The organism is Microbacterium testaceum StLB037 (genome assembly GCF_000202635.1).
Taxonomy (GTDB): domain Bacteria; phylum Actinomycetota; class Actinomycetes; order Actinomycetales; family Microbacteriaceae; genus Microbacterium; species Microbacterium testaceum_F.
The window spans coordinates 3,562,794-3,584,052 of the sequence record NC_015125.1 but is presented as its reverse complement, the minus strand read 5'-3'; the positions used below and the strand labels follow the sequence as shown (position 1 = coordinate 3,584,052).

Annotated in this window: 25 protein-coding genes and 2 tRNA genes; 13 read left to right on the top strand and 14 right to left on the bottom strand. The window is 69.3% G+C overall.

Features of this window, described 5'->3' with window-relative positions:
- Window positions 1-90 precede the first annotated feature (90 nt).
- Window positions 91-1,338, top strand: a complete 1,248-nt coding sequence (locus tag MTES_RS16400) for a mechanosensitive ion channel family protein (protein ID WP_013586403.1) — start codon at window positions 91-93, stop codon at window positions 1,336-1,338.
- Window positions 1,339-1,373: 35 nt separating this feature from the next.
- A complete protein-coding gene (locus MTES_RS16395) occupies window positions 1,374-1,796 on the top strand; it encodes a globin (protein ID WP_050901890.1) in 423 nt (140 codons plus the stop codon).
- Window positions 1,797-1,934: 138 nt separating this feature from the next.
- On the opposite strand, the gene MTES_RS16390 is transcribed toward MTES_RS16395, so the two are convergent.
- Window positions 1,935-2,771: a hypothetical protein gene (locus MTES_RS16390; protein WP_013586401.1), complete on the bottom strand. Its 837-nt coding sequence runs from the start codon at window positions 2,769-2,771 to the stop codon at window positions 1,935-1,937.
- A 170-nt stretch (window positions 2,772-2,941) separates the two neighbouring features.
- Window positions 2,942-3,610, bottom strand: coding sequence for a hypothetical protein (locus MTES_RS16385; protein WP_013586400.1), 669 nt, complete (start codon window positions 3,608-3,610; stop codon window positions 2,942-2,944).
- 53 nt (window positions 3,611-3,663) lie between these two features.
- Between MTES_RS16385 and MTES_RS16380 the strand changes: the two genes are divergently transcribed.
- The gene (locus MTES_RS16380; RefSeq protein WP_013586399.1) at window positions 3,664-4,533 is read left to right on the top strand and encodes an acyl-CoA thioesterase; all 870 of its coding nucleotides are present in this window, start codon (window positions 3,664-3,666) and stop codon (window positions 4,531-4,533) included.
- 45 nt (window positions 4,534-4,578) lie between these two features.
- Here the strand turns inward: MTES_RS16380 and MTES_RS16375 are convergent, their stop codons facing one another.
- The 4 genes from MTES_RS16375 to ssb form a co-directional block, all read right to left on the bottom strand.
- A complete protein-coding gene (locus tag MTES_RS16375) occupies window positions 4,579-5,115 on the bottom strand; it encodes an acyl-CoA thioesterase (RefSeq protein WP_013586398.1) in 537 nt (178 codons plus the stop codon).
- Window positions 5,108-6,787: an energy-dependent translational throttle protein EttA gene (gene ettA, locus MTES_RS16370; RefSeq protein WP_013586397.1), complete on the bottom strand. Its 1,680-nt coding sequence runs from the start codon at window positions 6,785-6,787 to the stop codon at window positions 5,108-5,110. The genes MTES_RS16375 and ettA overlap by 8 nt, the downstream gene beginning before the upstream one ends.
- A gap of 110 nt (window positions 6,788-6,897) precedes the next feature.
- The gene (locus MTES_RS19730) at window positions 6,898-7,389 is read right to left on the bottom strand and encodes a DUF6993 domain-containing protein (protein ID WP_013586396.1); all 492 of its coding nucleotides are present in this window, start codon (window positions 7,387-7,389) and stop codon (window positions 6,898-6,900) included.
- A 115-nt stretch (window positions 7,390-7,504) separates the two neighbouring features.
- Window positions 7,505-8,023, bottom strand: coding sequence for a single-stranded DNA-binding protein (gene ssb, locus MTES_RS19600; protein ID WP_013586395.1), 519 nt, complete (start codon window positions 8,021-8,023; stop codon window positions 7,505-7,507).
- Between the two features lie 204 nt (window positions 8,024-8,227).
- On the opposite strand from ssb, the gene MTES_RS19595 reads away from it, so the two are divergent.
- Entirely contained in the window at window positions 8,228-8,485 is a 258-nt protein-coding gene (locus MTES_RS19595) for a hypothetical protein (RefSeq protein WP_013586394.1), read from the top strand.
- Window positions 8,486-8,512: 27 nt separating this feature from the next.
- Here the strand turns inward: MTES_RS19595 and MTES_RS16350 are convergent, their stop codons facing one another.
- Complete coding sequence (locus MTES_RS16350; protein WP_043361618.1) at window positions 8,513-9,931, bottom strand: PLP-dependent aminotransferase family protein; 1,419 nt, start codon at window positions 9,929-9,931, stop codon at window positions 8,513-8,515.
- Between the two features lie 61 nt (window positions 9,932-9,992).
- Between MTES_RS16350 and MTES_RS16345 the strand changes: the two genes are divergently transcribed.
- Window positions 9,993-10,592: a YczE/YyaS/YitT family protein gene (locus MTES_RS16345; RefSeq protein ID WP_013586392.1), complete on the top strand. Its 600-nt coding sequence runs from the start codon at window positions 9,993-9,995 to the stop codon at window positions 10,590-10,592.
- A 54-nt stretch (window positions 10,593-10,646) separates the two neighbouring features.
- Here MTES_RS16345 and MTES_RS16340 read toward each other — a convergent pair whose 3' ends face one another.
- Entirely contained in the window at window positions 10,647-10,856 is a 210-nt protein-coding gene (locus MTES_RS16340) for a hypothetical protein (protein ID WP_013586391.1), read from the bottom strand.
- Between the two features lie 113 nt (window positions 10,857-10,969).
- Between MTES_RS16340 and MTES_RS16335 the strand changes: the two genes are divergently transcribed.
- The 6 genes from MTES_RS16335 (at window position 10,970) to MTES_RS16310 (ending at window position 13,083) form a co-directional block, all read left to right on the top strand.
- Window positions 10,970-11,042 (top strand) — tRNA-Arg (locus MTES_RS16335).
- A 39-nt stretch (window positions 11,043-11,081) separates the two neighbouring features.
- The gene (orn, locus tag MTES_RS16330) at window positions 11,082-11,708 is read left to right on the top strand and encodes an oligoribonuclease (RefSeq protein ID WP_043361616.1); all 627 of its coding nucleotides are present in this window, start codon (window positions 11,082-11,084) and stop codon (window positions 11,706-11,708) included.
- Between the two features lie 36 nt (window positions 11,709-11,744).
- A tRNA-His gene (locus MTES_RS16325) sits at window positions 11,745-11,820 on the top strand.
- Between the two features lie 107 nt (window positions 11,821-11,927).
- Window positions 11,928-12,305 (top strand): metallopeptidase family protein, encoded by a 378-nt coding sequence (locus tag MTES_RS16320; RefSeq protein ID WP_013586388.1) that lies wholly within the window; start codon window positions 11,928-11,930, stop codon window positions 12,303-12,305.
- Window positions 12,296-12,604, top strand: a complete 309-nt coding sequence (clpS, locus tag MTES_RS16315) for an ATP-dependent Clp protease adapter ClpS (RefSeq protein WP_013586387.1) — start codon at window positions 12,296-12,298, stop codon at window positions 12,602-12,604. The genes MTES_RS16320 and clpS overlap by 10 nt, the downstream gene beginning before the upstream one ends.
- Window positions 12,601-13,083: a DUF2017 family protein gene (locus MTES_RS16310; protein ID WP_013586386.1), complete on the top strand. Its 483-nt coding sequence runs from the start codon at window positions 12,601-12,603 to the stop codon at window positions 13,081-13,083. The genes clpS and MTES_RS16310 overlap by 4 nt, the downstream gene beginning before the upstream one ends.
- A 59-nt stretch (window positions 13,084-13,142) precedes the next feature.
- Here the strand turns inward: MTES_RS16310 and MTES_RS16305 are convergent, their stop codons facing one another.
- The 6 genes from MTES_RS16305 to gatC form a co-directional block, all read right to left on the bottom strand.
- The gene (locus tag MTES_RS16305; protein ID WP_013586385.1) at window positions 13,143-13,736 is read right to left on the bottom strand and encodes an adenylate kinase; all 594 of its coding nucleotides are present in this window, start codon (window positions 13,734-13,736) and stop codon (window positions 13,143-13,145) included.
- Window positions 13,711-14,031, bottom strand: a complete 321-nt coding sequence (locus MTES_RS16300; RefSeq protein WP_013586384.1) for a hypothetical protein — start codon at window positions 14,029-14,031, stop codon at window positions 13,711-13,713. Before MTES_RS16300 ends, MTES_RS16305 begins: the two co-directional genes overlap by 26 nt.
- Window positions 14,032-14,093: 62 nt before the next feature.
- A complete protein-coding gene (gene dinB / locus MTES_RS16295) occupies window positions 14,094-15,350 on the bottom strand; it encodes a DNA polymerase IV (protein WP_013586383.1) in 1,257 nt (418 codons plus the stop codon).
- Window positions 15,351-15,460: 110 nt separating this feature from the next.
- Complete coding sequence (gene gatB / locus MTES_RS16290) at window positions 15,461-16,978, bottom strand: Asp-tRNA(Asn)/Glu-tRNA(Gln) amidotransferase subunit GatB (protein ID WP_013586382.1); 1,518 nt, start codon at window positions 16,976-16,978, stop codon at window positions 15,461-15,463.
- Window positions 16,978-18,498, bottom strand: a complete 1,521-nt coding sequence (gene gatA, locus MTES_RS16285) for an Asp-tRNA(Asn)/Glu-tRNA(Gln) amidotransferase subunit GatA (protein WP_013586381.1) — start codon at window positions 18,496-18,498, stop codon at window positions 16,978-16,980. The genes gatB and gatA overlap by 1 nt, the downstream gene beginning before the upstream one ends.
- Window positions 18,495-18,794, bottom strand: coding sequence for an Asp-tRNA(Asn)/Glu-tRNA(Gln) amidotransferase subunit GatC (gene gatC / locus MTES_RS16280; protein ID WP_013586380.1), 300 nt, complete (start codon window positions 18,792-18,794; stop codon window positions 18,495-18,497). The genes gatA and gatC overlap by 4 nt, the downstream gene beginning before the upstream one ends.
- 164 nt (window positions 18,795-18,958) lie before the next feature.
- Between gatC and MTES_RS16275 the strand changes: the two genes are divergently transcribed.
- Window positions 18,959-20,638, top strand: a complete 1,680-nt coding sequence (locus MTES_RS16275) for a long-chain-fatty-acid--CoA ligase (protein WP_013586379.1) — start codon at window positions 18,959-18,961, stop codon at window positions 20,636-20,638.
- Window positions 20,639-20,747: 109 nt separating this feature from the next.
- Window positions 20,748-21,239, top strand: a complete 492-nt coding sequence (locus MTES_RS16270) for a hypothetical protein (protein WP_013586378.1) — start codon at window positions 20,748-20,750, stop codon at window positions 21,237-21,239.
- Window positions 21,240-21,259: the final 20 nt, after the last annotated feature.

Sequence of the window (21,259 nt, the reverse complement as noted above, 5' to 3'; positions counted from 1 at the left end):
TCTCCCCCTCGGATGCCTCCGCCCCCTCGGGGGCGGAGGCATCCGTCGTACCCAGGCCTCGCTGAGGAGCCGCTCGTTACGATGAAGGGGATGTCCCTTCTCGCCGAAGTCCCCGACCCGTCTCCCTCGCCGTCCACGACCATCGACCCCGGTAACCTGACGAGCCTCGACACCTGGACCTGGATCGGAACCCAGCTGCTCGGGTTCGGCGGTGTGCTGCTGCGCATCCTCGGGATCATCGTCGGCATCGCGATCGCCGCGTGGCTGCTGCGCGTCATCATCCGACGCGTCGTCGACCGCATCGTGAACGGGGCGAAGAGCAAGGCGCGCGTCGACGACACGCAGGCGCTCGACCGTTCCCCGCTGAGCGCGGTCCGACTCGTGCAGCGCACCCGCACCCTCGGCACGATCCTCCAGAACATCGTGAACGTCATCCTGGTGATCGTCGCGTTGGTGTGGATCGCGAGCATCGCCGCGCCGAACGCTCTTGCTTCGCTCACCCTGCTGACGGCCGCCGTCGGTGCCGGGCTCGGTTTCGGTGCCCAGAACATCGTGAAGGACGTCCTCAACGGCATCTTCATCGTCGCGGAAGACCAGATCGGCATCGGCGACGTCGTCGACCTCGGGCTCGCGACGGGCATCGTCGAGTTCGTGAGCGTGCGCATCACCCACGTCCGCGACGTCAACGGCACCCTCTGGTACGTCCGCAACGGTGAGATCACGCGCATCGGCAACATGTCGCAAGGATGGTCGCGCGTGATCATCGATCTCGCGGTACCGACGGATGCCGAGATCGACGACGTGGAAACGGCGATGCTGTCGGCCGCGAAGGCCATGGCCAAGGAGCCGAAGTGGCGCTCGCGCATCATCGAGCAGCCCGAGATCTGGGGTCTGGAGTCCATCAGCGGCGACGCTCTCGTCATCCGAATCGTCATGAAGACGCGGTCGAGTGCCAAGGACGACGTCGCCCGCGAACTGCGGGCCCGCCTGAAGCGCGCGATCGACGCGATGGGGATCGCCCTGCCCCAGCTCAACTCGATCATGCTCACGGGTCCCGAGGGCGCGCAGAGCGTGCGGGGCGCGCACCCGCCGAAGACCAAGGAGACGCAGGTCGCCCCGGGCGCGGAGCGTCCGAGGTGGCGACCGCGGGGTCGCAAGATCGAGGTGTCCGAGACGGTCGAGGATCGCACGTCCGATGCCCCTCCCCGGGTCAAGAAGAAGAAGGCCGTGCGGGACGACACCCCGACGGCGATCGTGAACCTGCCGGACGCGCCGGGTGCCGACCAGCCGAAACCGACGCCGCCCGCGGTCCGCGCCGACGAGAAGGACACGCCGTGAGCGAGCCCGTCAGCTTCTACGAGCAGGTCGGGGGGATGGATACCTTCCGGCGACTCGTCGACGCGTTCTATCGCGGGGTGGCCGCCGACGAGGTGCTCAAGCCCATGTATCCCGAGGAGGATCTCGGCCCCGCGGCCGAGCGACTGACGCTCTTCCTCGCCCAGTACTGGGGCGGCCCGACGACCTACGGCGAGACGCGCGGACACCCGCGCCTGCGCATGCGCCACATGCCGTTCCACGTCGATCCCGACGCCCGCGACAGGTGGCTGCGGCACATGCGCGCGGCCGTCGACGAGATCGCGCTGCCCCCGGTGCTCGAAGCCCCGCTCTGGGACTACCTCGAACGGGCGGCCTACGCGATGGTCAACACCTTCGAGGCGCGCGGAATCGGCCCGCAGCAGCACGGTCGTCCCGACACGGGATTCCCCGTGCGCGCGGCTGACGGGACGCCCTCGTAACGAAGGCTCCCGAAGGCACCTAGACCCCGCGTTCGCGCCTTCGAGCGCGATCCGGGAGCGGATGCGGATCAGCTTTCCGTCTGAGTCCAGGATCGCCCGGCCTCCGGGGCAGGGACGACGGTCGACCAGCGCCGATCGTCAGAGAAGGTCGCCGAACCCGGGGATTTCGACGTTGGATAGCTGCTCGCCGAAGCCTCCGACCTGCTCGCCGACGCCCGTCACGGCATCCTGAGCCCCACCGATCCACTCACCGACGCCGGCTCCCTCCGCGAGGGCGGTCAGATCGACCCCCTCGGCGAGCCCGGCGAAGTCGACGCCCATCTGTCCGGCCTGGTCGAGCAGAGGAGCCGCGACCGCGCTGACGACGGCCCCGCCGGCGACCGCCGCGAGCAGTCCCCCGGCGCCCACGACACCGGCGCCGAGGAGTCCCCCTCGCCCGGCCTTGGCCAGCAGTCCCGACATGCGGCCGGGCCGAGCCGCTTCCGCGCGGGCCGCCGTACGGGCGAGGTCTTCGGGAGCATCGGAGCGGGGCCGCTCGTGCGGGGCGAGGTCGGCGTCCATCCGCGCTCGCACGTGCGCGCGCTGCGCGGGTGTCAGGCGAGCGAAGGCTTCGCGGTGCATCTGCTCGATGCGGGCGGGGTCGGCCGTGCGCAGGAGGTAGTCGTAGCGCGCGATCGCCGCGCGATCGTCGGCCGAGAGAGTGTCAGCCGATGCTCCCGCGGACGCGTGTCCGGCAGGCGCACCGGCGCCGTGCGCTATTCCGGCGGGCGGGGGCGCGTAGCGGCTGGTCGAGCCGGCCGGGGGCGTCGCGGGCGCATCTCCGCGCCGGTCGCCGGTCACCGCATCCGCCGCGGAACGCACCATGGTGCGCCAGTCACGACCGCCGCCGGTGGCGGGACGGGAGCCGGTGCCGGACGACGATGCCTTGTCGACGGCTTTGGACGCGAGATCGAACAGACGGGAGAACGAGACCATGGGGTACCTCTCGACGGGCAGCGCGAGGCTGCGACGTCAAGGTCTCCTCCGCCGAACCCGGCCCGACGCACCCGGAGGCCAACGGTGACCTCGTGATGACGGATGCATCGCGATGGGAGTACTCCCCTTGCGCCATTCAGCGTAGGGAAGACTCCTTTGCGTTCCCTGAATCAGCTCCCGGTCGCCCGCACCGCGGTCAGGCCCGATCGCACCGGCCCCCGGACGAGCACGTGCCCGCGCGCGAGCGTCACGCGCGTCCACGTTCCGCTCGTTCGGACGGGAGCCTCCTCACCGCCGGCGATGAATCCGAGCGCGAAGGCGGCGAAAGCCGTGCCGAGCGGCAGCCCTCCGAGCGCCTCATCGGGCTGGCCCCAGACCTGGGCGCGGACCGCGCGGACGACGTCCTCCCCCGCATCCGCAGGAAGCGCGTCGGCGACGGCAGCGACCCCGTACTGGGCGCGGGACGCCAGCACGGCGGCGTCGATGGCATCCGTCTGCTCCCATCCGCTCCGGGGAGGCGAGATGCCTGCCCACGCGGGTGAGGTCGCGGTCTCCGGGAGGACGACGGCGGAGGCATCGTCGGGCGCCGGCAGCAGAGCGGATGCCTCGACGACCAGGTCGCATTCGAGTTCCGGGTCGATCGCCGAGACGCGCATGCCGAGAACCGTGGGCGTCGCGTCGAACAGGCCGCGCGGCGCGAGCGGAGCGGCGGTGGTGGCGAGGACTCCGGAGGCGGCGCGCAGACGCACCGTCCCGTCGCCGAGCCGGATGGCCCGAGAGGCGAAGGTGAGCAGGTCGGCTGCCGCCTGCGGGTCGGGGAACAACAGGCGCGCGGACACCCGCCCTAAACTATCAAGCGGCGCGGGTTCGCTGCGCCGGAACGGGAGTCAGCGTGACCGACGCCAACGATCCCGTGGCGTCCCTCCTCGCGGTGCTCGACCTCCGCGACGCCGGCGCCCGGACGACGGAAGACATCTTCACCGGCGTATCGCAGGCCATGCCCACCGGTCGGGTCTACGGCGGGCAGGTGCTCGCTCAGACGATCGTGGCCGCCTCGCGCACGCTTCCCCCGGAGCGGACGGTGCACTCGATGCACGGGTACTTCCTGCGTCCCGGCGATCCGACGGACGGCATCACGTTCTCGGTCGACCGGATCCATGACGGCCGTTCCTTCTCGACGCGGAGGACGCAGGCGTTCCAGTCCGGGGTCCCGATCTTCTCGATGATCGCGTCCTTCCAGGACGAGGATCCGGGTCTCGAGCACTTCGAACCCATGCCCGACGGCATCCCGCAGCCCGAGGACGCGCCGGCCCTCGAAGTCGATGCGCTCCACCCGATCAGCCGACGAATCCTCTCGGCGAGTCCCGTAGACGTCCGGCACGTCACGTCGCCCCTGTACGGCTCCGTGGAGGGACCGCAGGTGCCGCGGCAGGCGGTGTGGATGAAGCTCCGCCGTCCCATCACCGACGATCCTGCGGTTCACCGCGCCGCGCTCGCGTACCTCAGCGACCTCACGATTCAGGAGTCGATCATGCGCGCCCACGGCGTCGCGTGGAACACCCCCGGCCTGAAGGTCGCGAGCCTCGACCACGCGATGTGGTGGCATCGCCCGGGCCGCGTCGACGACTGGCTCCTGTACGTGCAGGAATCGCCGAACGCCCGCGGCGGACGCGGGCTGTCGACGGGGCGGATCTACACGCGGGACGGCGTCCTTCTCGCGAGCGTCGCGCAAGAGGTCATGGTGCGGGTACCGCGCGACTGATTCCGGATGCCGGGCCCCCGGCATCCGGTCCCTTCGTGCCGGGCATCAGCTTCGCCCGGACCGCCGACGGTACTCGATGGGATCGCCGATGTAGGGCGCCCAGGCGGAGCGCTCGTTCTCGGTCCAGCGGATCGGACGGCCACTTGCGGTGTCGACGAGGACCGTGACCACGGTCGCGCGGGCATAGAGGACCGGCTGGGCATCGCCCACCGGGCTGTAGACCTCGAAGCAGATGTCGGCACTCGAGCCGCCCATCGCGCCGATCCACATGCGCACGTCCAACGGACGCTGGCTGTACGGGACAGGACGGAGGTACTCGATCTCCTGCCGGGCGATGAGCGTGGCCCGGTCTCCCCCGCTCTCGAGGACGTCCATGTGGAACACCGCGGTCGGCAGGGGCTCTCCCTCGCCGTCGCTGAACCAGAACGCGCGCAAGCGAGCCTCTTCGAGGAGCTTCAGCATCGACGTGTTGTTGACGTGCCCGAGAGCGTCGAGGTCGCCCCACCGGAGGTGGATCGGGACATGCACCCGCGAGGGTCCGGCGGTGGCCGGACCCTCGTCGGGGATCGTGTTCTCAGTCACGCGTGAGCTTGCGGTAGGTCGAGCGCGAGGGGTTCGCCGCGTCGGCGCCGAGGCGCTCAACCTTGTTCGCCTCGTACGCCTCGAAGTTGCCCTCGAACCAGTGCCACTGGTCGGGGTGCTCCTCCGTGCCCTCGTAGGCGAGGATGTGCGTTGCGATGCGGTCGAGGAACCACCGGTCGTGCGTGATGACCACGGCGCAGCCGGGGAACTCGAGCAGAGCGTTCTCGAGCGAGCTGAGGGTCTCGACGTCGAGGTCGTTGGTCGGCTCGTCGAGGAGGAGCAGGTTGCCGCCCTCCTTCAGCGTGAGCGCGAGGTTGAGACGGTTGCGCTCACCACCGGAGAGCACCCCGGCCTTCTTCTGCTGGTCGGGCCCCTTGAAGCCGAACTTCGACACGTAAGCGCGCGAGGGGATCTCGGTCTTGCCGACGGTGATGATGTCGAGCCCGTCGGACACGACTTCCCACAGCGTCTTCTCCGGGTCGATGTTCGAGCGCGACTGGTCGACGTAGCTGATCTTGACCGTCTCGCCGATCTTGAGCGTGCCGCCGTCGAGGGGCTCGAGCCCGACGATCGTCTTGAAGAGCGTCGTCTTTCCGACACCGTTCGGACCGATCACGCCGACGATGCCGTTCGGGGGCAGGTTGAAGCTGAGGTTGCTGATCAGCGAGCGGTCGCCGAAGCTCTTCTCCAGCTTCTTGGCGTCGATGACGATGCTGCCCAGACGCGGGCCGGCGGGGATCTGGATCTCGTCGAAGTCCAACTTGCGCGTGCGCTCTGCCTCAGCGGCCATCTCCTCGTACCGGGCGAGGCGCGCCTTCGACTTGACCTGGCGTCCCTTGGCGTTGGAGCGGACCCACTCGAGCTCTTCCTTCAGGCGCTTCGCGAGCTTGGCGTCCTTCTTGCCCTGGACGTCGAGACGCTGGCCCTTCTTCTCGAGGTAGGTCGAGTAGTTGCCCTCGTACGGGTACAGGTGACCGCGGTCGACCTCGGCGATCCACTCCGCGACGTTGTCGAGGAAGTACCGGTCGTGGGTGATCGCGATGACCGCGCCCTTGTACGCCTTCAGGTGCTGCTCGAGCCAGAGCACGCTCTCGGCGTCGAGGTGGTTGGTGGGCTCGTCGAGCAGCAGGAGATCGGGCTTCTGCAGCAGCAGCTTCGCCAGGGCGACGCGACGCCGCTCACCGCCCGAGAGCGGAACCACGCTGGCGTCGGCGGGCGGGGTGCGCAGAGCGTCCATCGCCTGCTCGAGCTGCGAGTCCAGATCCCAGCCGTCGGCTGCGTCGATCTCTTCCTGCAGCGTGCCCATCTCGGCCAGCAGCGCGTCGAAATCGGCATCGGGGTCGGCCATGAGAGCCGAGATCTCGTTGAACCGGTCGAGCTTCGGCTTGATCGCGACGCCGTCCTGGATGTTCTCCAGCACGGTCTTGCTGTCGTCGAGCTCGGGCTCCTGCATGAGGATCCCGACGGTGAAGCCCGGGCTCAGCCGCGCCTCTCCGTTGGAGGGGGTGTCGAGCCCGGCCATGATCTTGAGGATCGTGGACTTACCGGCACCGTTCGGCCCGACCATGCCGATCTTGGCACCCGGGAGGAACGACATCGTGACGTCGTCGAGGATCAGCTTGTCGCCCACGGCCTTGCGCGCGCGGACCATGGAGTAGATGTATTCCGCCATAACCCGACCAGTCTATGGCCCGTGGGTGGAGTGACTCGGCCGCTCGAGAGCGATCGAGGAGCATCGCGGGCGCTGCGCGGCCTCCGCGCAGTGTGCGATGGGCGGTTGCGTCACCAGTCGATCGGTCGGGTCTGTCCGATGAGGCAGCCCCCGGAGCTGAGTCCGGGGAGAACCGTACTGACGGGCGCGCCGATCGAGGGGCCGACCTGGCCCACGAGGCACTGGTCGCCCCGCCGCACCGAGAACTCGATGCTTTCGGCGGGGTTTCCGATCGTGGACTCGTCCTGGGTGACCTGCATCGCCGCCTTGTCGAAGCCTGCTTGGGTGAGGGCATCGATGTAGGCGCGACCGGAGACCGGGGTCGAACCAGCGGCGACGGCGGCGACGACCTGCGCGAAGTACGGCAGATTGTCGGATGCCGAGCCCTCGGGGGCGAGAGTCGGCGCCGGAGCGCTGGTCGGCGACGACGAAGGGGCCGCGGTCGCGGCGGGTGGGATGGTGGTCGCCGGGGCCGGCGCCGGCGAGCCGCCCGTGCACCCGCTCAAGGCGAGAAGGGCGACGAGCGCCGCGGGAGCGAGCAGACGACCAGCGGGACGGGACACGCGCTCGATTCTACGTACCCCGATCGTCGGGGCTTACCGCGCCTCCCGCCACACCGCCGGGACGCCTCCCGCTCACACCGCCACGCCTCCCGCGCACCCCACCGGAACACCGCCGTCAGAACGGAGTGGCGTCTGCTGTCTCGGGCAGCACGGGATCGCTCACCTCTTCGGTGTTCACCGCGCCCGGCGTCGCCGATTCATCGGAGGCCGCGGGACTCGCCCACTGTTCCGCGGACGCGGCCGCTTGGTCCGTCACTTCGGCGCGCGCGGTGTCGCCACGGGGCGTTCGTTGGAAGCGCGTCACGCCCCAGCGGAGGTCGTGACCGATCGCTTCGGCGGTGACATCGGCGCTGACCCCGCGCTTGGTCTCGTTCTCCCATTCGCGGAGGCGCAGCCGCCCCGTCACGACGACGCGTTCACCCTTTCGGACGGAGGCGAGGGCGTTCTTCCCCAGCTCGCCGAAGACCGACACGGCGTAGTAGCTGGTGTGCCCGTCGACCCACTGATTGCGCTCGCGGTCGAACCGCCGTTCGCTGACGGCGAGGCGGAAAGCGGCGATCGAGTCGCCCCCGCGGGTCGTACGTGCTTCGGGGTCGCCGACGATGTTGCCGACGAGGGTGATGTGGTCGCTCATGGTGAAGTCCTTTCCTCGGAGTGTGTGCTCCGGCATCCGTGTGCCCGACGGATACCGGAGCGAAGCCCAGACTGCCCGCGACGCGGCGCGCGCCGGGACCGGAAAGGGGCGATCCGTGGAGGACTCGACAAGGAAGAACGGTGGGGAGGAAGGGCGAGAGAGTACGCCGACGCCAATGTCGGAGGTCGGTCGTACATTCACGGCATGAGCACCGCACTGTGGAACGACCTCGCCCCGGCACCGCGTCCGGCCGGGTGGGGTGCGGCGACCCATGTCGCCGCCGGCCTGTGGCGCATCGCCGATCCTCGGGGCATCGTGGTCGGTCATGTCCGCGCCACCGCCTCCGAGCGCGGCTGGCGCTATGCCGCCGAGCGCTTCCACGCCGCATCCGGGGCGTTCCGACGGCTCGGTGAGTTCTGGTCCGCCGCCGAAGCCCTCGAGTGTCTGCGGTACGCGCGATGACCGAGAATCAGCGGCGGATCGTTCGGCTCACACGACCGCGGACAGTTCGCCGAGGCGGCTCGGCTGACCCTCACCTCGCACGTCCCCCCATGCCGCCGCGAGCACGTCGACGGCGCGCTCGAGGGTCGCCGGCGGAGCGGTGAAGGGCATGCGCAGTTGCCGATCGTGGCCGCCCTCGGTCGCGAACCGTGACCCGGCGGAAAGGAACAGTCCGCGCGAACGCGCGTTCATCACCAACGGAGTGCTGACGGGCTCGCCGATGCCGAGCCACAGGGACACACCTCCGTCCGGATTCGGGATGTCCCAGTCTCCGAAGGCCGACCGCAACGCCCTCACGAGCGCATCCCGGCCGGTGCGGAGCAGGTCGCCTCGCTGGACGGCGATCTCGTCGAGTCGCGGCAGCAGCCGCGTCGCGACGGCCTGCTCCACCTCGGGCGTTCCGAGGTCGTGCACGGGTCGCCCACTGGCCAGCCGACGGATGATGTCCGCCTCCGCGCGGATCCAGCCCACGCGGAGCCCGCCCCACACGGTCTTGCCGAGTGAACCGATACGGATCACGAGGTCCGATTCCGGGAACCGCGTCCCGCTCCCCCGCCGATCGATGTTCAGTTCGGCGGTCGTCTCGTCGAGGACGAGGGACGTCCCGGTCGCCTCGGCGCCGGCGACGAACGCCGCCACCTCCGTGGGCGACATCGTCCGCCCGGTCGGGTTCTGGAAATCGGGCATCAGATACGCCAGCGACGGAAGTGTCCGCGCGAAGGTCTGCGCCGCCCGGTCGAGGTCCCAGCCTGTTTCCGCCGAAACCGGCACCCCGACGAGCCGCGCGCCGATGTATCGGAAGGCCTCGGCGGCGTGCGGATACGTCGGTGTCTCGATCAGCACACGATCGGCCCGATTGAGCAGAACCGACGCCACCAGGTGAATGGCGCTCTGGGCTCCCGTCGTGACGAGGATCTGATCGGCCGTGGTGGGGATGCCACGCTCGCCGTACCGGTCTGCGATCGCCTGCCGGAGCTCCACCGATCCGATCACGTCGTAACCGGAACGGGCCACGAGGGCACTGGCATCCTGAAGGACCTCCGCCAGGACCGCGGGCAGACCCGGCCATGCCGCGGGACTCGCCTGCTGCAGGTCGATCGCGTCAGTGTCCGCGGTCGATCCTCCCGGGTCGTTCCGCGGCAGCGGACGCGTGACGCTGCCACTGCCGCGAAGACTCTCGATGTGGCCGGTGTCGCGCAGACTCCGGTACGCGGCGGCCACCGTCGTCCGACTCAGCGCCAGCGCGGCCGAGAGCTCACGCTCCGCGGGAAGGGCCGTGCGTGGCGCGATGCGATTGTCGAGACACAGCAGTCGCACCGCGTCGGCCAGCGCCTCGTAGGCGGGGCCCTGACCACGCCAGCCACCCAACGCCTCCGCCAGCGCCCGCGCCGAGATTCGAGAATCCATCAGGCCACAGTAGGGGAATTGGCATCTCGAGAGAAAGCCAATCCGGTGATTGGATCCTCTTATGCCCGAACGCATCCTTCGTCTCTTGATCGGCCTGATCGCCTACGGCTTCGGCTGCGGGCTCACCGTCGCCGCCGGTCTCGGTGTCGACCCGTGGACCGTCTTCGCTGAGGGCCTGGCGCGTGTAAGCGGCATCGGCGTCGGCTGGATCACCAACATCGTGGGGCTCGGTGTCCTCCTTCTGTGGATCCCGCTCCGGCAGAAGCCCGGGGTCGGCACCGTCGCCAACATCCTGCTGGTCGGCACGAGCATGCAGGTCGCTCTCGGATTCCTCCCGCACCCGGACGTGTGGTGGCTGCAGGCGCTCATGCTCGTCGCCGGCGTCGTCGTCGTGGCAGCGGCATCCGGCCTCTACATCGGTGCGCGCTTCGGGCCCGGTCCGCGCGATGGGCTCATGACCGGCCTGCACGCGCGCTTCGGCTGGCCGATCTGGGCGTGCCGCCTGGGTGTCGAGGGAAGCGTCCTGGTGCTCGGCTGGATCCTGGGCGGGACCGTCGGCATCGGAACGGTGGTCTTCGCGCTCGGCATCGGGCCGCTGGTGCACCTCGCTCTGCCCTTGCTCGCAACCCGAGAAAGCGCCCCGACGCCGGCACACGCGTGACGGCGCGTCCGCACCGCGCGTGGCCATGGACAGGCGACGCGCGGTGCGGGGGCGTCAGTGCTCGCGGAATTCGGGGCGATCGCTCCCGGGCTTCAGGTGCGAGTGCAGGGCGTTCTTCGCGATCTCCATCGTGGGGTACACCCCGAGCGGCTCGTCCTTGCCCGCCATGTGCACGCCGTACCCGTCGGCGTCCTTCTGGATCTTGCCGACCACGCCGGCGGGACCGTAGGCGACCCAGATGCGTCGCGTCACCGTTTCAGACATGAGTGCTCCTTTGCTCTCGATGCCCGCAGGGTACCTCCGTCCGAGCGGAGGAACCAGGGGGTCGACGCGCGCGGTGTGACGTCGGTCGAGCACGGCGATATCCTGGTCGACGACCCCCAGTAGCTCAGTGGATAGAGCAGCGGCCTTCTAATCCGCCGGTCACACGTTCGAATCGTGTCTGGGGGACACGGCTTCGGTGTCGGACCCCCTCACTAGACTGGAGGGATGGTAGGCGCCTCCACGAATGACCGGCTCGTCTGGATCGACTGCGAGATGACGGGCCTCGACCTCGCGGTCGACGAGCTGGTCGAGATCGCCGTCGTCGTCACCGACTTCGAGCTCAACGTGCTCGACCCGGGCTTCCACATCGTGATCAAGCCCGACGCCTCGGCGATGGCGAACATGGGCGAGTTCGTGACCGAGATGCACCGCTCCTCGGGATTGCTCGACGAGATCCCGAACGGCGTGAGCCTCGCGGATGCCGAGTTCCAGGCGCTCGAGTACATCCAGCGCTTCGCGCCGGTCGAGGGCAAGGCTCCTCTCGCGGGCAACACGATCGGTACCGATCGGATGTTCCTCGCGAAGTACATGCCCCGCGTGGACCGGTGGCTGCACTACCGGAACGTGGACGTGTCGAGCATCAAGGAGCTGTCGCGACGGTGGTACCCGCGCGCCTACATCCACGCCCCCGCGAAGAACGGCGGACACCGCGCCCTCGCCGACATCCTCGAGTCCATCCGCGAACTTGCCTACTACCGCGAGGCGGTTTTCGTCCCGCAGCCGGGGCCGACGAGCGACGAGGCGAAGGCCGTCGCGGCGTCGGCCGTGTCGTCGTTCGCGCACGACGTGTGACATAATTGTCCAGTTGTCCGCTGCGGCGGACGCATGGTGGCTATAGCTCAGTTGGTAGAGCACCGCGTTGTGGTCGCGGGGGCCGCGGGTTCAAGTCCCGTTAGCCACCCCACTCCCCCGAAGGCCCGTCGACATCACTCGACGGGCCTTCGGCTTTCGGGAGGTGTCGACCCCAGCGAACGTAGAATCGACGAAGCGGCCCACTTCCCAGGAGACGACATGAGCGATGACGCGAACACCGGCGTCACCCTCGATCTGGATGCCGAGACGTTCGAGGCCCTTGTGATCGACGAGCTCGATCGCCTCCCCGACGACATGGTCGACGGCTTGGACAACGTCATCTTCGTCGTGGAGGATCGGCCGGAGGACGGCTCGCTCGATCTCCTCGGGCTCTACGACGGCTGGGCGCTCACGGAGCGCGATCGCTATGGCGTCGGCGAACTCCCGGACCGCATCATCCTCTACCGAGAGCCGCACCTCGCCGCGTGCGCCGATGAGGAGGAACTGCGCGACGAGATCCACACCACGCTGGTGCACGAGATCGCGCACTTCTACGGGATCGACGACGCACGCCTCCACGAGTTGGGGTGGGCCTGATGCCCGCCATCGCCCTCCCGGATCTCGACACCGTCGACGAAACCGACGTCGACGACGTCCCGCCCTCCTCCTGGCAGACGGTGGTGTGGAACGACCCCGTGAATCTCATGAGCTACGTCAGCCACGTGTTCCGGACCTACTTCGGCTTCGACTCCGCGACCGCTGAGCGCCTGATGCTCGCCGTTCACCACGACGGTCACGCCGTCGTCGCCCGCGGGCCCCGCGAGGTCATGGAAGCGCACACCCACGCGATGCACGACTACGGGCTGTGGGCGACCGTTCGAAAGGAACCCGCGTGACCGAGAAGATCGTCGTCCTCGAGATCAGCGGTCTCGAGGCTCTGCACCTGGCCGGCATCGTCGGCCAGTTCCGCGACGTCGTGACCGATACCCGACGCGGCGACGATCCCGCCGTCGCTCGCCTTCTCCCCGACGCCTACCCGGACGACGACGAGGCGACGCAGGAGTTCCGCCGTCTCACCGGCGACGATCTGCTCACCCGACGCGTGGCCGACGCGGAGACGGTACTGCGCACCCTGGGCATGGACGGGGGCGATCCGGCAACCGATGGAGATCCGGATGCCACGCTCACGGTCGCCCTCGGAGAGGAAGAGGCCCTGTCCTGGATGCGGACGCTCTCCGCCGTCCGTCTCGTCATGGCCACGCGTCTCGGCATCCAGAACGACGATGATCACCAGCCGGAGGACCCGCGATTCGGCATCTACGACTGGATCGGATATCGGCTGGACGGGCTCGTCACCGCGCTCGATCGGCGCTGACGCGGCTCGCCCTCGGGGCGCGAGAAAGCTCTCCGAGGGAGCCGGGATCCACACGCGTTTCAGGGCACGCGCACGAACAGGGTCGCGAGCGAGACCGGGTCGTTCCTCTCGAGGTGTTCATCCTCCTGGGCGGCCCAGCGCTCCCAGTGCGGGCGATACGTGTCTCCGTCGCGATCGAGGGCACGATGCTTGCGCGAGAACGTCGGCGCATCGACCCAGACGGCGATGTCCGCGAGACGAGACGTCTCAGGCGTCAGCGCTCCGGCGCCCTCGACGATCAGTGGAAGAGCAGGATCGACGGCCCGCGCCTCGGCGCGTTCGCCGGTGTCCCAGTCCCAGCGCTCCCACACGCCGACGAGACCCTTCGCATGCGGCGTGAGGATCTTCTCGCAGGCGTAAGCCGATCCCTCGGCGAGTCCGTCCCACCCGGCATACACGTCGTCCAACGCCACGAGCTGCACGCGGCCCCGGAGCGGCCATGCGGTGACGAGCCGCCGCGCAAGCGAGCTCTTGCCCGCGCCGCTTCGCCCGTCCACGATGATCACGGGGTTCGTGGCGCCGATCGCTCGGACACGCTCGACGACGGCGGCCGTCGCCGCAGCAAGAGCGTCGTCGACCTCGTCGGCGCTACTTCTTGAGGGCGCGAATGACACGGCTGAGCGCGCGACCGGCGACCCACACGAACGGCACGGCCACCGCGAGCAGCGAGACGATGTTCGGGTCGAACCGCAAGTCATCGCCGCGACGGATGTAGGCGCCGAGCGGAAGGGTGTAGCCGCCGCCACCGCCCCCGCCGTTGCCCTGCTCATCCGAACCCCCGCCGAAACCGGCCCAGGTCAGTGCGACCGGGACGATGCGCACGCCGTCGACGTCCTGCTGCTCGCCATAGGCGGCCGTGACGCCGAAGCTGGTGGACTGCTTGCCGAGTTCCAATGCGATGTTGGGCATGTCCCCACCGTACCCGGCGGATTTCGTCTCGCCCAGGGTGTTGCGCCTCCGGGTGGAGCGTGTCAGTGGTCGTACGAGGGGCGCGGGTTCGTCGGGAGCGCGCCGCCTCCGCGCGTGGGACCGAGCAGCGATCCCCGGGTCACCGCGCCCCGTCCGAATCGAGCGACGGCGCTGTCGAGAGCGCCCTCGACCCGACGCCACTCCGCATCGTCGTCCCAGAGGGTCGCAGCCATCGCCGCGGGGGCCAGCTTCTCGCCGCGCACTCCGACGAGTCGCACCGCCTGCCGACGATCGATCGCGTCGAACAACTCGATCGCCGCGTCGCCGATGCGCTGACCGACGGAGGTCGCCTCGGGGAGAGTGCGGGAGCGACTGAGCGTGGTGAAGTCGCTGAACCGCACCTTGATGGCGACCGTCGCAGCCTCGTACTGCTGGGCGCGCAGCCGCGCACCCACGCGATCGGCGAGTCGGCGCAGCTCGACATGGAGAGTAGGAGTGTCGGTGATGTCGGTGTGGAACGTCTCCTCGTGCCCGATGCTCTTCTCCGTGCGCCCGGTGTGCACCTCCCGCGCGTCGATCCCCCGCGACAGGTGCCACACCCGCTCGGCCATGGCCGGGCCCAGCGCCTGTTCGAGAACGGATCGCGGCGCATCGAGAATGTCCGACACGAGACGGATGCCACGCGCCTCGAGCGCCTCTGCCGCCTTCGGCCCGACGCCCCAGAGTGCGCGCACAGAGCGGGGGCGAAGGAAGGACTCGGTGTCCGCCGCCGCCACCACGAGGAGACCGTCGGGCTTGGAGATCGTCGAGGCCATCTTCGCCACGTGCTTGGTCGCCGCCACACCGATGCTGCACGTGAGCCCGGTCTCGGCTTTGACTCGGGTGCGGAGATCCCGCGCGATTCGTCCCGGACTCCCCCACAGGCGACGCGCTCCGCGCACGTCCAGGAAGGCCTCATCGATCGACAGCGGCTCGACGAGCGGGGTGACGTCGTGGAAGATCGCCATGACCTGCCGCGACATCTCCGTGTAGCGCTGGTACGGCGGGTTCACGACGATCGCGGTCGGGCACATCCTCAGCGCGATCGCGACGGGCATCGCGGACTTCACGCCGTAGCGCCGCGCTTCGTAGGACGCACTCGACACCACCCCACGCCCCTCGGAGCCACCGATGATGAGAGGCTTCCCCGCGAGCGACGGATCGTCGAGGACGGCGACCGAGGCGAAGAAGGCATCCATGTCGACGTGCAGGATCCCCGTCCCGGTGTCGTCCGCGTCGGGACGCGAGACGATGCGTCCGGTGCCGTCCCCTCGTCCCATGCCTCCATTGTCTCCCGGACCTCCGACATCGGGCCGGTGGCATGGTGAGACGACGGATGCCGCGACCCCGAGCCGTGCGAGACGGCCGGGGTCGTGGCATCCGGTGTCGATTACTGCGCGGCGGCGCGCTCCAGGACGAGCTCGCGCACGCGCGCCGCGTCGGCCTGGCCCTTCATCGCCTTCATGACCGCGCCGATGACGGCGCCGGCGGCCTGCACCTTGCCGTCGCGGATCTTCGCGAGGACGTCGGGCTGAGCCGCCAGGGCCTCGTCGATCGCGGCGATGAGCGCTCCGTCGTCGGACACCACCGCGAGACCGCGCGCGTCGACGACCTCCTGCGGAGTGCCTTCACCGGCGATGACACCCTCGAGGACCTGGCGTGCGAGCTTGTCGGTGAGAGTGCCCTGATCGACGAGCTTCTGCAGCGCCGCGACGTTCTCGGGCGAGACGAGATCCGCCGCGTCGCGCTCCTGGGCGTTCGCGACGCGGGTGATCTCACCCGTCCACCACTTGCGGGCCGAGGCGGGCGCGGCACCCGCGGCGATCGTGTCGGCGACCGCGTCGAGCAGGCCGCCGTTGGCGACGTCCTGGAACTCGAGGTCGGTGAAGCCCCACTCGGTCTTCAGTCGGCGCCGACGTGCGGCCGGCGCCTCGGGAAGGGCCGCACGCAGTTCCTCGATCAGCTCCGGCGCCGGCACGACCGGCAGCAGGTCGGGCTCGGGGAAGTAGCGGTAGTCGTCGGCATCCGACTTCGGGCGCCCGGGCGAGGTGCGACCGGTGTCCTCGTGCCAGTGACGCGTCTCCTGCGTGATCGTGCCGCCCTTCGCCAGGATCGCCGCCTGGCGCTGGATCTCGTAGCGGACCGCGCGCTCCACGGAACGCATCGAGTTGACGTTCTTGGTCTCGGTGCGGGTGCCCAGCTTCTCCTGGCCGCGGGGACGCAGTGAGACGTTCGCGTCGCAGCGGAGGTTGCCGCGCTCGAGCCTCGCCTCCGAGATACCGAGACCGCGCACGATGTCGCGGATCGTCGCGACGTAGGCCTTGGCCAGGGCCGGGGCCGAGTGCTCGGCACCGAAGATCGGCTTGGTGACGATCTCGACCAGGGGAACGCCCGCGCGGTTGTAGTCGACGAGCGAGTACTCGGCGCCCTGGATGCGCCCCGTCGAGCCTCCCATGTGCGTGAGCTTGCCGGCATCCTCTTCTATGTGGGCGCGCTCGATTGGCACGGTCACGATCGTGCCGTCTTCGAGCTCGACCTCGACCGAGCCCTCGAACGCGATCGGCTCGTCGTACTGCGAGATCTGGTAGTTCTTGCCGAGATCGGGGTAGAAGTAGTTCTTCCGCGCGAAGCGGCTCGACGGCGCGATCGAGCAGCCGAGGGCGAGGCCCAGGCTGATCGATGAGCGGATCGCCTCGGCGTTCACCACCGGCAGCGCGCCCGGCAGGCCCATGTCCACCGGGGCGACGAGCGTGTTCGGCTCGGCTCCGTGGTTGGCCTCGTTGGCCGGGTTGGGCGCGGCCGAGAACATCTTGGTCGCGGTGTTGAGCTCGACGTGCACCTCGAAACCGAGCACGGGCTCGAACAGCTCGAGCGCCTCGTCGAAGTCCATGAGTGCGTCTTTCGCCATCAGAGCGACGCTCCGTTCGTGAGAGAGGGGGCCTTGTCGAGCAGCGGACCGCCCCACTGATCGACGAGCAACGCTTCGAGAGCCGCGCCGACGCGGTAGAGACGCGCGTCCTGTCGGGCGGGAGCGAGGAACTGGATGCCGACGGGAAGACCGTCCTCCTCGGCGAGGCCGCTCGGGATCGAGATACCGGGCACGCCCGCGAGGTTCGCGGGGATCGTGGTGACGTCGTTGAGGTACATCTGCAGCGGGTCGTCGATCTTCTCTCCGAGGCGGAAGGCCGTGGTCGGCGCGGACGGCGTCGCGATGACGTCGACCTGCGCGAACGCGGCGTCGAAGTCCTGCTGGATGAGCGTGCGGACCTTCTGCGCGCTGCCGTAGTAGGCGTCGTAGTAGCCCGCCGACAGCGCATAGGTGCCGAGGATGATGCGGCGCTTGACCTCGGGACCGAAGCCCGCGTCACGCGTGGCGGCCATGACGTTCTCGACGGTCGCGGCACCCTGCGGGTTCACGCGCAGACCGAAGCGCACCGAGTCGAACTTCGCGAGGTTGCTCGAGGCTTCCGCGGGCAGGATCAGGTAGTACGCGGCGACACCGTACTCGAAGTGCGGGGCGCTGATCTCGACGATCTCGGCACCCTGAGCCTCCATGGCCGCCAGCGACGCGCGGAACGAGTCCGACACGCCCTTCTGGAACCCGCGGTCGTCGAGCTCGCGGATGACGCCGACCTTCAGGCCCGTGAGGATCTGGCCGGTCGCACCCTCGCGGGCGGCGGCGGCGAACGACGGCCACGCGTCGGACAGCGAGGTGGAGTCGTTCGCGTCGTGTCCGCCGATCACGTCGTGCAGCAGACCCGCGTCGAGGACGGTGCGGGTGACCGGGCCGACCTGGTCAAGACTGGATGCCAGGGCGATCGCGCCGTAACGGCTCACTCCCCCGTAGGTCGGCTTCACCCCGACCGTGCCCGTGACGTGCGCCGGCTGGCGGATCGAGCCGCCGGTGTCGGAGCCGAGGGCAAGCGGGGCCTCGAAAGCGGCGACGGCCGCAGCGGAGCCACCGCCCGAGCCGCCGGGGATGCGGTCGAGATCCCAGGGGTTGCGGGTCGGGCCGTACGCCGAGAACTCGGTCGAGGAGCCCATCGCGAACTCGTCCATGTTGGTCTTACCGAGGGGCACGAGCCCCGCAGCGCGCGAGCGCGCGACGACCGTGGCATCGTAGGGCGACATGTAGCCCTCGAGGATCTTCGATCCGCTGGTCGAGGGCATGTCGGTCGTGACGAGCACGTCCTTGACCGCGAGCGGAACGCCCGCGAGTTCGTGCAGCTGCTCGCCCGCCGCGCGACGGCGGTCGATGTCGGCCGCGACCTCGAGGGCGTGGTCGCTCACGTGCAGGAAGGCGTGGACGTCGCCGTCGACGGCGGCGATGCGGTCGAGGTGGGCACGCGTCGCCTCGACGCTCGACACCTCCGACGACGAGAGCTTGGCGGCCAACTCGGCCGCGGTCAGACGCGTGAGGTCGCTCACTGTTCCTCCCCCAGGATCGCGGTGACCCGGAACCGGCCGTCGGCCTGGTCGGGAGCGTTCTGCAGCACCTGCTCGCGCGTGAGCTGCTGCTCCACGACGTCGGGACGGAAGACGTTCTCGAGCGGGATCGGGTGGCTCGTCGCGGCGACCTCGGGGGTCGCCACCTCGGACACCTTCGCGATGTTGTCGACGATGGCATCCAGCTGGCCGGTGAGGCTCTGGACCTCCTCGTCGCTCAACTGGATCCGGGCGAGCACACCGAGATGGCGCACGAGATCAGGAGTGATTTCAGACACCCTCCGATCCTAGTTCGCGTCGCCTTCGCCCCGTGCCCGTGGAGAAGTGCGCGCGGGGAACGATGCCTGGGGAGGAAGGGACGACTCTTCTGCACAGGTCGAAGCCCGAATCGCATGCCGTGAACAAACTCCCCGCGCGAGGCGGCTCGCCCTAGGCTGGCCCGGTGACCAGCTTCGATCCGCCCCGTACCTGGACCCACAGCTACGCCGCCGGAGTTCCCGAAGACCTCGAACCCCAGACGGGTTCTCTCGTGGACATCGTCGACGCCTCGGCCCGCGATTACCCCGACGCGCCCGCGCTGCAGTTCTTCGGCCGCGAGACGACCTACGCCGCACTGTCGGCCGACATCTCCCGCGCTGCGGCAGCCCTGGCGGCTCACGGCGTGCGAGCGGGCGACCCCGTCGCCATCGTTCTGCCGAACTGCCCCCAGCACATCGTCGCGTTCTATGCCGTCCTCCGCCTCGGCGCGGTGGTCGTCGAGCACAACCCGCTCTACACCGCGCGCGAGCTCCGCAAGCAGTTCGAGGACCACGGCGCGAAACACGCGATCGTCTGGAGCAAGGTCGTCCGGACGGTCCAAGACTTCCCCGCCGACCTGCGCGTGTCGACGCTCGTGTCCGTGGACGTGACCGCGGCGATGCCGTTGCGGACACGAGTGGCGTTGCGTCTGCCGATCGCGAAAGCGCGCGAGGCCCGTGCCGCCCTGACCGAGAAGACACGGGATGCCACCCCCTGGACGGATCTCGTCCGCCACGCCCCGCTGCCCGAGACGCATCCGCGCCCAGGCTCGTCCGATCTGGCGATCATCCAGTACACCAGCGGCACCACGGGGACCCCCAAGGGGGCCATGTTGACTCACGCCAACCTCCTCGCGAATGCGGCCCAGGCTCGAGCGTGGGTTCCGCAGATCGTGCGCGGCGAGGGCTGCGTGGTCTACGCGGTCCTTCCGATGTTCCACGCGTACGGCCTCACGCTCTGCCTGACCTTCGCCATGTCGATGGGCGCGAGGCTCGTGCTCTTTCCCAAGTTCGACCCCGACCTGGTGCTCGCCGTGACGAAGAAGCACCCCGCGACGTTCCTTCCCCTCGTGCCCCCGATCGCGGAGCGCTTGCTCGCCGCGGCCGAGGCGAAAGGCGTCTCGCTCCAGGGCACCGATGTCGCGATCTCCGGGGCGATGGCCCTCCCGCACGATCTCGTGGTCCCGTTCGAGAAGGCGACGGGCGGCTACCTCGTCGAGGGATACGGACTGAGCGAGTGCTCTCCCGTCCTCATGGCGAATCCCGTGGCCGACAATCGCGTCGCGGGCACAGTCGGCCTGCCCCTCCCCGGGACGGAATGCCGAGTCGTCGACCCGGAGGATCCCCGCGTCGATGTCGAGCGGGGAGAACTCCTCGTCCGTGGTCCGCAGGTGTTCTCGGGCTACTACGGCAAGCCCGAGGCGACGGACGACGTCTTCGTCGACGGGTGGTTCCGCACGGGAGACATCGTCACGATCGACGACTCCGGCTTCGTGCGGATCGTCGATCGCATCAAGGAACTCATCATCACCGGCGGGTTCAATGTCGCACCGACCGAGGTCGAGAACGTCCTCCGGCAGCACCCCTCGGTGGCGGACGTCGCCGTGGTGGGCGTGCCCAGCGAACACTCGGGCGAAGAGGTCGTCGCCGCGGTGGTTCCGACGACGCCCGGCGCATTCGATTCCGAGGCGGTCCGGGCGTTCGCTCGCGGCATCCTGACGCCGTACAAGGTCCCGCGCCGGATCGTGGTCGTCGAAGAGCTCCCGAAGTCGCTCATCGGCAAGGTGCTCCGCCGCCAGGTGCGGGATCAGCTCCTCGGGAGCTGATCCTCGCGGCGCATCACGATCTTATCAATTCGCTGAAAATCGAACGGCCTCTCGCTACCCTGTGCCTAATCCTGAGCACCCGACTTGGGAAGACAGAAATGGACGAGTCATGGTCATTAAGCGCACTTCTCTGCTCGCCGTCGCGGCAGCAGCTCTTCTCCTCCTCGGCGGATGTTCTGCCGCCGCCCCCGCGGAGCAGAGCGACGCAAGCGTCAATGAAGACGCCGGAGCGAACGAGAACTCCACCGACGCGGAGGAGACGACGGAGTCGGTGTCCGAGCAGTCAACGGCGGATGCGTGCCTGATCGTTCAGACCGAGTTCGCGAAAGTCTCCAAGGCCGGCACCGAGATCGACCCGGCCGACAACGAAGCGGCGATGGTGAAGTTCACCGAGCTGTCCGACAGCATGAAGACCGCGTTCGCAGGCGTCACGAACGAGGAAGTCGCTCCGGCCGCCACCGCGGCGAGCGGCGCTCTCGATCAGTACGTCGCCTTCCTCCAGGGAGCCGTCGCCGACCCGACGCAGCTCTCAGAACTCGGCAACGAGATCGCCGCGCTGCAGGAGGGGTTCGCCCAGGCGGGAGCCGTCTGCGCCGGCTGACCCCTGCGCGGGCGAGGGGC